Genomic DNA, 11704 nt, shown 5'->3' with positions numbered 1-11704 from the left:
TTTTTACTCACCTTTAAGGCGGCCCGCTGGCCGCCCGGAGAAAATGCTATGTCCGTTATTCTCAGTAAGCCGGTTAAGCGCGGCGATCAGGAAATTATCACCATCACTATCACCGACACGATCAAACAAGCGGGATCCCTGCGCGGCCTGCGTCTGGTTGATGTGCTGAACTTCGATTTCGATTCGGTCTCAACCCTGCTGACGCGCACCACCAGTCCGCAGCTGACCAGTACCGAAATTGCCACGCTGGCAACGGGTGACTTCACCGCGCTCTGTGAAGAGATCACGCCTTTTTTGACGAAACCGGCGCCGTCCGTACCGAGCGAAGCGGAGACGGAGAGCGAGTAAGAGAAGCGGTATTTTCTGAGGTCGACGATCTTATCGCCGACATTGCAGTTATTTTTCACTGGCCGCCCTCCGAGATGTACGGCATGGAGCTGCGCGAGCTGATGGCCTGGCGCGAGAAGGCGGCCATCAGAAGCGGCAATCATGAACAGGAGGATGACGACGATGGATCTTAGTATTCGCGTTGCGTTCAGTGCAATTGATAAGCTCACCCGCCCGGTCAGTGCCGCCAGTAAAGCAATTGGCGGCCTTTCTGACTCCCTCAAAAAAACACAGTCTTCCATTAAAGACCTGGAGAAAGGTGCAGCGTCTTTCGACAAGCTGCGCTCGCAAGCTAACGACACAGCTCTGAAGCTCCGGAGCACTCAGCGCGCCTTTGATGGTCTTAACCAGAAGCAGCGCGAAGGCGGCCAGCTTACCGAAGCGCAGACGGCACGGCTTGAAACGCTGCGCAACAAACTCTCACGCCTGACTGATACCTACAATAAGCAGACTACCCAACTACGCTCTGCTGGTCAGGCAGTGCGCCAGCACGGCGTTAACCTCAATGCCGGTAGCGGTGCGGTGCAATCTGCCATCCGGCGAACAGAACAATACAACCAGGCGCTTGAGCGTGAGCGACAGCGCCTCGCGGCGGTAACTCGCGCGCAGGCAAGCTATGAGAAGGCAAAAGAAACCGGCGCGAAACTGCGCGGCGGCGGCACGATGGCGGTGGCCGGTGCAGCGGCGGCGGGGTACGCGGGTGGGCGCTTTCTTGCTCCTGCTGTTGGCTTTGATGAGGAAATGTCGCGCGTACAAGCACTGACACGGCTTGATAAAGGTGATTCTCAGCTTGCTGCACTGCGTGCGCAGGCGAAAAAGCTTGGCGCGGAAACGGCCTTCACTACCCGTGATGCCGCCAGTGGCCAGGCGTTCCTTGCGATGGCTGGCTTTACTCCGCAATCAATCCAGGCAGCCTTACCTGGCGTACTGAATATGGCGCTAGCTGGCGGGATGGAGCTGGGTGAAAGTGCCGATATCGGGTCAAACATCCTTTCTCAATTTACCCTCCCCGCTGGCGAAATGAATCGCGTCAGTGACGTACTGACCGCCGCATTCACCCGCACCAACACCGATCTGCGAAGTCTGGGTGATACGATGAAGTATGCCGGGCCTGTCGCGTCAAAGCTTGGTATCAGTCTGGAGGAGGCAGCCGGGATGGCAGGCATCCTGGCCAACAACGGGCTTCGCGGTAGCGATGCTGGTACAGCTATGCGTGCTTCGCTGGCCCGCCTCGCATCCCCTACAGCCGGGGCGGCAAAGGCATTAAAACAGCTCGGCGTATCAGTATCTGATGCCGGTGGCAAAATGCGGCCAATAGAAACTATTCTTTCCGATCTCTACAAGGCGACAAAAAAATACGGACAGGTTGATCAGGTCAGCTTTTTTAAAGATATCGCAGGGGAAGAGGCTTTTGTTGGTCTGCAAACACTGGTTGCTGGCGCTGGAAGCGGGGAGTTGCAAAAGCTCGTTCGCGAACTAAAGGGCGCGGGAGGCGAAGCATCCGCCGTCGCTAAAAAAATGGCTGACAACCTGAGTGGCGATCTGAAGAACCTCGATAGCGCCTGGGAAGGATTTCGCATTCAGGTTGAAGAAACTATTGATGGGCCGCTTCGTAAATTAACGCAAGGTTTAAGCGATGCGATTACAACAGCGATTGAATGGGTTAAAGCCAACCCACGTCTCGCGCAGACCCTATTGCTTGTTGCGGGCGGTGCGCTGGCGTTGACTGTCGCTGTTGGCGCGCTCTCGCTTGCTGTCGGCATTCTGATTGGCCCACTGGCCAAACTGCAGCTCGGCTTCACAGTGTTAACCGGTGGTCGGGGTATTCTCGGCACAATTGCCGCATTCCGCACTCTGGGTACTGCCGCTGGCCCGGTGATGGCAAGTATGCGCGGCTGGCCCGTCGTTGTATCGGGTGTCGCATCCAGTTTCGGGAGGATCTCAACAATACTTCCCGCTATCCGTGCAGGATTGTTAGGTGCATTTCTCGCGCCTGGTGCTGCGTTGACCTCCCTGGGTAAAAACCTTGCCATGCTGATGCTCAGACTTACCGGCCTCCCTGCATTATGGGGGATGATTACTGGTGCGGTATCTGTGCTGGGTGGCGCACTATCTTTCCTGTTAAGCCCAATAGGGCTGATTGGTGCAGCATTTGTCGCCGCCGGGCTGCTGATCTGGCGCTACTGGGAGCCTATCAAAGCCTTTTTCTCTGGCTTCTTTTCTGGTGTGTGGCAGGCGCTAACGCCTGTCAGAAGCGCCTTTTCTGCACTGTCGCCTGTTTTCTCCGCGCTGGGTAATGGCATCAAGGCTATCTGGGAGTGGTTCAAAAACCTGCTAACCCCGATGCAGACCAGTAAGGACACGCTGGATAAGTGCGCGTCAGCGGGTGAAACCTTCGGGCGCGTGATGGGGACAGCGCTTAGCGTTCTGCTCTGGCCGCTTCAACAGTTAATGAATGGCGTCAGTTGGTTGCTTGAAAAGTTGGATCTTATTCCTGACGGGATCGAAAGAGCCAGGCAGCAGGCTGACAAAGCCCAGCAGGCGCTTGAAGCATCAGCGGTTGCGCTGGCCGGGCATCAGCTCCCCCTCGCTCAGGCTACCGTGTCCGCAGGTACTAAGCCACCGGTTATCACTGGCGACAACGGCACGCTGAGGCGCCTGAATAACATCGCCGATAACACGAAAGCAACGGCCAACAACACGAAGAAGATCGGCCCCGGCGATATTGTCTTTAAAAACCTGCCGCGTGCGCTGGCGCTGCGTGGGCCCTATCAGGAAGCGCGGGTTATTCCGCAATCGGTGCCGCGCGTTTCTGCGGCGGCGGCTGGCGGCATTCTGTCGGTACCGACGGCAACGCAAGGGGCGACGTCTGCGCCGGTTGCAGCAGCTTCAGGCGCCGCGCCGTTCTTCCAGCTTGTCTTCAACGACGTCGGTAAGCGCTCGGATCAGGAACTTGAAAAAATGGTTCGCAACGCTGTGCGTGATGCAATGGCCGGCACCCGCAAAACTAACCGTGGTTCATTCCGCGATCGGGAGTAAGGAGGTTTTATGATGATGGTATTCGGGATGTTTGTTTTTACGCTGCGCACTGTTCCGTATCAGCAGCTGCGGCACTCGCAGGAGTGGCGTCACGTTAAGAATGACCGGGTCAATCAGTCGGCGGGATGGCAGTATATCGGTCCCGGTGACGACACGATCACCCTTGACGGTGTGCTCTACCCGGAAATCACCGGCGGACGGTGGTCGCTGTCGGCACTGGAGACAATCGGCTTTGCCGGTCGCCCCTGGCCGCTGATTGAAGGTGACGGGATGATTTACGGGATGTACGTCATGACGCGTCTGGAGCGGGGAAAAACGGAGTTCGATCGCTACGGCAACCCCAAAAAGATAGAATTTACGATCAGCCTCAGTCGCGCCGATGCGGATTTCCGCGAGAAGCTACAGACGTCGTCTGTCAGTGATGTGCTGGATGACCTGAAGACCAGTGCGACCAAAGCTGTTAACTCGGTATCAAACTCCCTCAGTAGCCTGTTCTGATCAGCAAAAAAGCCCCTCACCTGAGGGGCTTTCACTTCCGGCAAACATCTCCATTCCTGACTATGACGGTACCGCACCGCCACTTCTGACGACCTGCAGCACTGTTAATTTTGACGGTACTCGATACTCACGCTACCCGAGCCCAGCACATCAGCAGAATATGAGCTTCCACCACGCTGATTGCCTGACCGCTCCCGAGATTCTCTGTATTACCTGACACGGTATGATTATGCGCAGGGACGGTCACCGTATGGTTATGGTTTCCCGCTTCGTCGGTTTCGCCCAGGTTCGCCGGGTTGAAGCGCTGGCTGATATCACCGCCGATTTCCCACGGATTAACCCGACTCGCCACTCCGCCGTGTGTGTGATTACCGCTCTCCGAGGTAATCAGCTCCTGTGCCGCTTTTTCACTGGTTGTCCCACTGATACTAATTTGCTCTGCGGGCAGGTTAACGCGCTGGATGGTGGCGGTATCGCTGCCGCCAGTGGTGGCAACGTCCGAGCCGTCAGACTTACCGACACGGATCGTTTTGTTTTCGCCGGTATACGTCCACGTTGACCACGGATAGCGATCGTTCGGATTGACGTTCTGCGCGTAAAACTTCACTGTGCCGATCGGGTTATCTTCTTCCCAGAAATCACGCTTTGCCGCTGTGATGGCGTCTGCGATAGCCTGTTGAGTGTCGGTATTTATCGAGCCGGCCACCTCATCGGTGTAATCTTTCGCTTCGCTTTTGGCGCGGGCAACCTCTTCCACCGTTGCCATAATAACGGACGGGTCGGCCTTCAGCTCCACGCTGGCAGTATTGCTGACGGCTATCCACAAATTGACCGCCTGGAAGCGGCCCGCCCCTTCAGCCAGTAAAGGCTTGTACGATTCCGGCATGTTTGCCACCGCAAGACAGGCGCCCTCATCGTCGTATAGTGCCGCCTCCCGCAGCCAGAACCCACCCACCTGCGGAGGTATCAGCAGTTCCGCGCGGATGACGTTATTCGCCTGGTCTGCAATCACCACCCGGTTTAGCCGTGAGCGGTAAATTTCATTAATCAGCCCGCTCTGCTCCCATGAGGGAGTGGGTAATGTTCCGCCGCCGTCACCCACAGCCATCACAGCGAACCCGACAGATTCGCCGGACAGTGCCGCTGCCGCCAGTTTTTCCACCCCCGCCGCTGTCAGTATGGCGCTGTATGTTCTGCTCATATATTTTCCTGGCTAAAGACTGTATGCGCTCGCGGCATAGCCAGCAGCGATGGCGATTTCTTCCGTCGTCAGCAGGCGATCCCAGATAACCATTTCGGCAAACTGCGGGCCGGTATTGGTTGAGCCACCTGAATCCTTACCGAAACGCAGACGCCGCTGCTCATCCATTGAACCACCTCGCGTTACCAGGCCTGACGTCGATACTGCCGCCGTTCCGGCACCGATAAGTCGTAACGTTACAGCAGCAGTACCATCAGCCGGGATGGTCAGAATAGCGGCATAACGACGGGCTGAAATCGCCACACCTCCTGCCGCCGGATCATTGGAAATACTCAGTATGGCTCCTGCGGTGCCGGACATTTTTGTAATCGTCCACCCGTTACTTGCACGGAGAAATCTCAGTCCACCGGCGGTGAGGATTGAGTGGGACGCTCCACCATGTGCCTCATACCACACCGCCAGCAGACTGACGTCACCGAATTTGCGGTTAATGTCCGTCAGTGCTGCCAGTGCCCCCGGCGTGGCACAGTCGACCATACGAACACCGGACTGATCGACAATCACCGGCTGATTGGTTGTGTCACCTGCAAGGATGTTATCTGGCATCAGGGGGCAGGGATACGTGGATATCGCATCACCGGCTGCGCTGGCCGCAAAATCCAGTGCCGGACGCCAGCGGTCGGTATAACCGGTGACACCGATAGCGGGAGCATAGGGGGCATAGTTTTTAATGGAAGGGTCAGGACTGGTCAGGCTGCCCGGTACAATTTCAAGGGTCATGGTTAAACGCTCCGGTAAATAGCGGCAAGGCTGGCGAAATGTGCATTGGTGGCCCGCGGACAGGTCAGCGGGTTTTGCATGCGGTCAGACAGACGGATGTAACTCAGGAACTCGCCAGGCTGGGAAGAACCATACACCGGCCAGTTAAACGCCCCGGCAGGCAACGCCCCGGTGGTGTCGTCCTGCTGACCAGCAAAAATCGCCAGGCGGTGCAGCAGCGTATCGATATAGTCCTGGCGAGGCTCGGCAAACATGTAGGCAATCGCCGGTGCATAGGACAGTTCGCCGACAGGCTCCCTCCAGTCCATGCTCCACACCGAACCATCCGGGTTGTAGGCCAGCGCGCGCAGGGTGTCGGCCATATGCCACATCGCAGCCGAGGGTACCGGCTTCCCGGCCAGCAGGAAGGTACGCAGCATCCATTCACTGCCTGACAGTGAAGCCATCGTGTACCAGCGGGACACGTCCTGCCCATCAGCGACACCGTGGTTTTCAACGAGGCGGGTCGGGTTAACGTTTGTCCCGTTCATCACGTCGCAGGGTGCCAGCCCGTTAATCGTCATCGTCTCAGTCAGGTCGTTTCTGTCGCCCAGCGCCGCAATCTGCATCGTAATCATCCGCTCGGCCCAGCGCTCAGCATTGGCATTATCCGGAGCTAAAATCAGTGCACGGGCGAGGATAGCCAGATTCCAGGCGATTTCTTCTGATTTGGAATCGCCTGTCGGGTAGTTATCCGCCACCTGCCCCCGGATATCCGGGCGCGTCCAGCGGTATTTGGGGGTGTATTTCACAAAGCGGTTAGCCTCATGCACCACCATTGCCGTGACTTTTGTTTTCTGGGCTGTCGTCAGGTGGGCTCCCATCAGGTCGCAGTGGCTGGCTACGTTACGCGCCAGCTCTGCCGCCTGTGAACCGAATGTCACCGCAACAGCCTCAGAGGCTTCACTCCACGGCGGCGGCGGGCCTCCCCACCAACCACCGTTTGCCAGATGCGCACTTACCACTAAATCCAGCCCCTGCACAATCCAGGAAACGGCAGTGTCATAACTGACGCCAATAAACGTTTCATCCCAGGCCGCGTAACCGGCATCACACCAGCTTATCCAGTGAACTACTGCGGCCAGCATCAGCGGGTATTGCTCTATGCTGTCCATCGTCGAGCCAGTGGCCGGAAGCCCGGTCCCGCCAGCCAGGGGAACCCATGTCGGCACCCACGTTGAAAGCATGTATTTACAGGCACGCTCGGCGAGTAGTTCGACTGCCGCGCGTACTGATGCGGGTAGCGGCGTGAGGACCATTTCAGGGCGTTGATTCACCGACTGCCGCGCGCGACGATTGAGCGGTGGGAGGTAATTAAGGCGCCCCGACTGGTCGGCTTCCAGCAATACAATGCCGTCTTTGATAATCGCATGTCCTGCCGGAATATCTGCGGGATTAAGCTGATAGACCGCCACGCCTTTGGCAGCGTATGCTGCGACGTTTTCAGGCGCTGGCAATCCGTCCATTCCCTGAAGAGTACCCGGAAGTATTTCCCCGCTGGACATAACCTTTCCCCAGGCGTAATTAACTCCATCGCGGTATTCATCAGTAGGTTTAACGACACCGTCTTTTGACGGAATGTATTCCCCGGTTTTTTCAAGCACGCCGTCAAGATTAATATATTCATCAGCAATGGCTGAATTGTCGGCGCTGCGAATATAAACGCGCGCGCCGGGTAAAATATTTCCGACAGACAAATCCTCTTCAGCAAGAGAGAGTGAATCAAACGTGCGAATGTTATTCGTGATGGAGCCTCTCCCCAGCAACCCGGTGACCTCTTCAGCTACACCAGAATTATTGAGGTAGTAACGAAAACTGAGTATTTCCGCGCCGCTCTGAGCCACACGAAACATTTTCCCGGCAGGCGTACTGTTGAGGCCGGCGATCGTTCCGTCCGGGTCTGCCTCTGTTTTAATAAACGTATACTCGCGGTAATCTGACATGCTTTCGATAAGCATTCTCAGAAACTGCGTACGGTCTGCCAGCTGCTTTGCCTGAAGATTGGCAACGCCACCGGTTCCCCCTTCAACCTTATCCTCCCGGGCGATTTGATAGATAAAATCAACCCAGCTAATTGCTTCTGGAATATTCATATCACTTTCCTGAAAAAGTCACGCTACCAAAGAAATACTGCTGCGCGTCGTAGTGAATGCTGCCATCAGGCTGATAACCCGGCGGGTAAACGCTGATAACATCCCCGTCAAACAAGGCCAGTCCTGTCCAGATATCCCCTTGTGAGCTGGTCGATATGGTCATTCGGGATAAATGTCTGCTGACCGGTTTTGCGTCAGCAACCAGGCGGTTTAATTCGTCCAGTGTTTTTGGCGTCAGTCCGACGTCATTCACGTCCACTTCAAGCCTGAACGTTCCGGGCTCGTCGCCGACGTCAAACCACTCCGCGAACGTGGCAGAAACCCCCATATCTTCAATCACTCGTCGCACGGCGGCGCGAGTGCCTTTTCGGCGATGCAGCCAGTATGACTGCTGAATAGCCGTGACCTTTTTAACGGCCGGCCAGTTCTTATCCCACCGGTCTACCGACAGCGCCCAGGCCAGGTACGGCAGTAAATCTACCGGGCAGGCGTTCGGCGTCCACAAGGTGCGAAGGGCTACCGTAATCGCGGACAATCTGGCGGTAGCCGCCTCTGTGCTGCGAAGCCAGGTGGTGGAAGACGGGGGGAGCAGTGAATTACTCATCCGTTCCGCCATTGTCCACGGTGTAACCGGTATTACGTGCCGCCTGGGTGTTGTCGATCTGCAGATCGTCCGCCGGTGCATTAATCACCACACGTTGTACCCCCTGCACATGCAGGGCGGCGGAGATGGCAGAACGCACAATATCGCGGCCGATTTTCTTATCGTTATCAGCAAGGAATGTCTGAAGTGACGCCATCGCCGCGTTAATAATCGGTTCCGACTCTGGGCCGGGATACAGGTACAGCGTGGCGTCAATCGTGTACGGCACGATCTCTGCACTTTGTACCGTCACCCTGTCCCCCAGGGGGCGCACTTCTTCGTCATTGACGGCGGCAGCAACGGCGGCCAGCAGTGCCGCCGACGCAGTGCCATCGCCTTCGGTAGACAGCACCGCTACCACCACTTCCGCCGGTGACGGACTGGTTGCCCGCGCGTCAGAGACCTGGCCGCTGGCGCTGCGGGCGAAATACTCATAGGCTGCCGACGGCCCGGCCACGCTCATCCCCTCGAACGCGGCCTGCGCGCGCAGGCGCAGGGCTTCGTCGCTTTCCATTACAGCGTCGGCGGTGTCCGTCGCTTCAGTGATGACCAGACGTTCCGTGTCCAGATTGGCGGCGATATTGTCCAGGTCGTCGCCGGTCGAGTGGCTCAGCATGCAGGCCGCCGCCCCTTCATTGATGCGCTGGCGCAGCAGCAGTTCGCGGTATGCCATCGCCTGAGCAATGATGTTCAGCGGCTCGGACTCCAGCGTCATCGCTGCCGCAACAGCGGACTGCTGATCATCAGGGAACGCGGCCACCATGACCGCTTTCACCTCGGCGAGAATGGTTTCAAAATCCAACTCTTCGATAATGGTCGGCGATGGCAGCTGTGAAAGGTCAATCGTTGGCATTGGTGCTCCTTAATGTCACCGCGCGGGTGCTTTTTTCCATCGTTTCCGTCAGCATGCCGGAGAGTTCGGCAGTCACGGCACCACTGGCGGAGTACGTCACGTTGATCGTGTCCAGTACTATCCGTGGCTCCCATGCCGCCAGCGCGATGACTGCTGCGCTCATCAGCTGCAGGCGGGTGACGTCGTTTTGCGGGCTGTCTATAAGGTCAGGGCACAAAGAGCCGTAGTTACGGCGCATCAGGCGACTACCAACCGGCGTCAGCAGAATATCGTTAACCGACTGCCACACATGATCCTCGTCGGTGAGGGTGCCGGTACCTGCGGTATTCATACCGCGATAGCGCTCTGTCATTTTGTGCCCACCGTCCAGTCGCCACCGCGCTCAACCTCGCCGTGACTGTGATCATCCACCTGCACACCGTTGGACGTGAACTTACCGCCGGTGTGAGTGAAGTTGCCGCGCATTTCTCCGCCTTCAGCGATATCAAGATTTTTCGCGCGCAACAGGTTGGTACAGTTCACTTCTGGCGTATCCAGAGTGACGATCACCGACGCCTCAATCACTGCCGATTTGATGCCCTTCACCTGCAATGCGCCCGCCTCCGCGTCATAGCGAAACGTCGCGCCATCTGGCGCCGTCACCACCATCTCGTTACGCGATGCACCCGGTGCCGGGTTATCGTCGCTGTACAAACTGCCACCGATTAAAGCTACGTTGGTGTTGCCGCCCAGGCACAAAAACCAGACCTGCTCACCGACTGACGGCGGCACCCAGACTTTAAACGCCCCGGCCCGCTGCGCGTTCCAGCGTAACCATGCGGTTTCAAGTCCGCCGCTTTGCACGCGAACTCGCCATTTTTCCTCGTCGACTTCCATTACTGTGCCGGTGCGTACGACGTTCTCAAGCGAGCGAAGCAGTTCGACGAAATCCATCAGCGCGCCCCCAGCGAGTCGATCACCTGGCGAGCTATTGCCATGCGATCTGCTTTGCTCAAGCCCAGCAGTTCACGGCGCGGGTAGGTTGCCATCGCGCCACTGTCGTTGACTTTGTCCCGCAGGCCGAGCTGATGGACGCGGGCGATACGCGCAGCGACGCCGGAATATCCCACCTCGACACCGTCAGGTGTGGCGCTGGTTTTGAGAAAACGAGCGGTACGCAGGCGGCGGAACATAGGATCGGCTTTCGTGGTATTGCGGCGCGTCTCGTTAAAGTTGATATCGAGATAGCGCTCAATGTCTTCTCTGTAGAACGAGCGAACCGCGCCGCGTTCTTCATCAAATCCGGTCAGCATGCGGCCATGAGGGCCGCGAGTGGCCCGCCAGTTGCGCAGACGACGGTTTTCACCCTGCCAGACAAAACCGATCCCGGCCTGTGAGCGCAGCACGCGACGGCGGCGGGTCGGGAACGTCGACCCGTCAGGTGCTTCCTGCCTGCCGATACGCTGGCTTTGACTTCGACGCAGCATGGTTCCGACGCTGCGGGCGGTACGCTGCCGCCCTGCCGGAGACATGCCCGACAGGATGGTCGCAAATACCTCATCAAGCTGGCTGAAGAGTGCGTCGTTATTGCTCATGCCAGCGCGCCTCCCGATTCCGGATTGAAGACCATTTCCCACTCACTGCCGCTAAAGCGGGGGCGCGATTCGGCCAGGTGCTCCGCTTTCTGCGTACCGTTTTCCGTGGTCACTATGACGCGCTCCCAGACCGGCACTTTAAACAGAATGTCGGCGACGTCGTCGTTGATAATATCGGCGTCAAACTCCACCTTGCGGTTATTGTCCGGGTTCAGCAGGAGATCGGGTTGCTGCTGCCAAATCCACGCCAGCAACGGCAACATCAGATCGTCAATCTGGCCGGGAAAATCCATCGCCAGTACCTGGATGGTGTAGTGATACATGAACGACGCTTCGCCGGTCGCCTCGATCTGGATATGGCCTTTTTCCACCCAGACAGTGATCATCTCCGGGTTGGCCTTGCACCATGTGTTACCGGCAATCAGCGCAGCACGCAGCAGTTCCGCTTTTTTCACTTTATCCCCCTGGCGATACGCCGCAGTTCCAGTTCACGAATGCCCGCCTTATCGGCGTTGCAGGTATCCAGTGCGTCAAGCAATGAATCTGTCCAGACAGCCAGCCCGCCCCACGTCATCGGCCTGTCCGGTGGTGGTGGAA

Annotated in this window: 13 protein-coding genes; 4 read left to right on the top strand and 9 right to left on the bottom strand. The window is 57.5% G+C overall.

Features of this window, described 5'->3' with window-relative positions; all coding sequences use genetic code 11:
* The first annotated feature begins 48 nt into the window (after positions 1-48).
* From ACLH1I_RS03570 to ACLH1I_RS03555, 4 genes are read left to right on the top strand one after another with little or no spacing between them, the layout of a single operon-like run.
* A complete protein-coding gene (locus tag ACLH1I_RS03570) occupies positions 49-348 on the top strand; it encodes a phage tail assembly protein (RefSeq protein ID WP_198079628.1) in 300 nt (99 codons plus the stop codon).
* 32 nt (positions 349-380) lie between these two features.
* A complete protein-coding gene (locus ACLH1I_RS03565) occupies positions 381-521 on the top strand; it encodes a GpE family phage tail protein (protein WP_032415160.1) in 141 nt (46 codons plus the stop codon).
* Positions 511-3426: a phage tail tape measure protein gene (locus tag ACLH1I_RS03560; RefSeq protein ID WP_198079626.1), complete on the top strand. Its 2916-nt coding sequence runs from the start codon at positions 511-513 to the stop codon at positions 3424-3426. Before ACLH1I_RS03565 ends, ACLH1I_RS03560 begins: the two co-directional genes overlap by 11 nt.
* Positions 3427-3435: 9 nt before the next feature.
* Positions 3436-3924 carry a phage tail protein gene (locus ACLH1I_RS03555; protein WP_198079624.1) on the top strand — a complete coding sequence of 163 codons (489 nt, stop codon included), beginning with the start codon at positions 3436-3438 and terminating at the stop codon, positions 3922-3924.
* A gap of 127 nt (positions 3925-4051) precedes the next feature.
* Here the strand turns inward: ACLH1I_RS03555 and ACLH1I_RS03550 are convergent, their stop codons facing one another.
* The 9 genes from ACLH1I_RS03550 to ACLH1I_RS03510 are packed head-to-tail and all read right to left on the bottom strand — an operon-like array spanning position 4052 to position 11562.
* On the bottom strand, positions 4052-5125 hold the full coding sequence (locus tag ACLH1I_RS03550) for a phage tail protein (RefSeq protein ID WP_198079622.1): 1074 nt from the start codon (positions 5123-5125) through the stop codon (positions 4052-4054).
* A gap of 12 nt (positions 5126-5137) precedes the next feature.
* Positions 5138-5905: a hypothetical protein gene (locus tag ACLH1I_RS03545; RefSeq protein ID WP_198079621.1), complete on the bottom strand. Its 768-nt coding sequence runs from the start codon at positions 5903-5905 to the stop codon at positions 5138-5140.
* 2 nt (positions 5906-5907) lie between these two features.
* Entirely contained in the window at positions 5908-8037 is a 2130-nt protein-coding gene (locus ACLH1I_RS03540) for a hypothetical protein (RefSeq protein WP_198079619.1), read from the bottom strand.
* A 1-nt stretch (position 8038) separates the two neighbouring features.
* The gene (locus tag ACLH1I_RS03535) at positions 8039-8641 is read right to left on the bottom strand and encodes a phage tail protein I (protein ID WP_198079617.1); all 603 of its coding nucleotides are present in this window, start codon (positions 8639-8641) and stop codon (positions 8039-8041) included.
* Positions 8634-9533, bottom strand: a complete 900-nt coding sequence (locus ACLH1I_RS03530) for a baseplate J/gp47 family protein (RefSeq protein WP_198079615.1) — start codon at positions 9531-9533, stop codon at positions 8634-8636. Before ACLH1I_RS03530 ends, ACLH1I_RS03535 begins: the two co-directional genes overlap by 8 nt.
* Entirely contained in the window at positions 9520-9885 is a 366-nt protein-coding gene (locus tag ACLH1I_RS03525; protein WP_198079614.1) for a GPW/gp25 family protein, read from the bottom strand. Before ACLH1I_RS03525 ends, ACLH1I_RS03530 begins: the two co-directional genes overlap by 14 nt.
* Positions 9882-10466, bottom strand: a complete 585-nt coding sequence (locus ACLH1I_RS03520) for a phage baseplate assembly protein V (RefSeq protein ID WP_198079612.1) — start codon at positions 10464-10466, stop codon at positions 9882-9884. Before ACLH1I_RS03520 ends, ACLH1I_RS03525 begins: the two co-directional genes overlap by 4 nt.
* Entirely contained in the window at positions 10466-11107 is a 642-nt protein-coding gene (locus ACLH1I_RS03515; protein ID WP_198079610.1) for a phage virion morphogenesis protein, read from the bottom strand. Before ACLH1I_RS03515 ends, ACLH1I_RS03520 begins: the two co-directional genes overlap by 1 nt.
* Positions 11104-11562, bottom strand: a complete 459-nt coding sequence (locus tag ACLH1I_RS03510) for a phage tail protein (RefSeq protein WP_198079609.1) — start codon at positions 11560-11562, stop codon at positions 11104-11106. Before ACLH1I_RS03510 ends, ACLH1I_RS03515 begins: the two co-directional genes overlap by 4 nt.
* Positions 11563-11704: the final 142 nt, after the last annotated feature.

This window comes from Klebsiella sp. 1SOBk10mer (assembly GCF_046602535.1).
In the GTDB taxonomy this organism is placed as follows: Bacteria; Pseudomonadota; Gammaproteobacteria; order Enterobacterales; family Enterobacteriaceae; genus Klebsiella; species Klebsiella quasipneumoniae.
This window is presented reverse-complemented; position numbering and strand designations above follow the sequence as displayed.

Excerpts from the sequence above, each read along its gene's own strand:
- ACLH1I_RS03555 (WP_198079624.1), top strand. The coding sequence starts at position 3,436 with ATGATGATGGTATTCGGGATGTTTGTTTTTACGCTGCGCACTGTTCCG.
- ACLH1I_RS03545 (WP_198079621.1), bottom strand. The coding sequence starts at position 5,905 with ATGACCCTTGAAATTGTACCGGGCAGCCTGACCAGTCCTGACCCTTCC.
- ACLH1I_RS03520 (WP_198079612.1), bottom strand. The coding sequence starts at position 10,466 with ATGGATTTCGTCGAACTGCTTCGCTCGCTTGAGAACGTCGTACGCACC.
- ACLH1I_RS03540 (WP_198079619.1), bottom strand. The coding sequence starts at position 8,037 with ATGAATATTCCAGAAGCAATTAGCTGGGTTGATTTTATCTATCAAATC.
- ACLH1I_RS03550 (WP_198079622.1), bottom strand. The coding sequence starts at position 5,125 with ATGAGCAGAACATACAGCGCCATACTGACAGCGGCGGGGGTGGAAAAA.
- ACLH1I_RS03560 (WP_198079626.1), top strand. The coding sequence starts at position 511 with ATGGATCTTAGTATTCGCGTTGCGTTCAGTGCAATTGATAAGCTCACC.
- ACLH1I_RS03570 (WP_198079628.1), top strand. The coding sequence starts at position 49 with ATGTCCGTTATTCTCAGTAAGCCGGTTAAGCGCGGCGATCAGGAAATT.
- ACLH1I_RS03515 (WP_198079610.1), bottom strand. The coding sequence starts at position 11,107 with ATGAGCAATAACGACGCACTCTTCAGCCAGCTTGATGAGGTATTTGCG.
- ACLH1I_RS03535 (WP_198079617.1), bottom strand. The coding sequence starts at position 8,641 with ATGAGTAATTCACTGCTCCCCCCGTCTTCCACCACCTGGCTTCGCAGC.
- ACLH1I_RS03525 (WP_198079614.1), bottom strand. The coding sequence starts at position 9,885 with ATGACAGAGCGCTATCGCGGTATGAATACCGCAGGTACCGGCACCCTC.
- ACLH1I_RS03530 (WP_198079615.1), bottom strand. The coding sequence starts at position 9,533 with ATGCCAACGATTGACCTTTCACAGCTGCCATCGCCGACCATTATCGAA.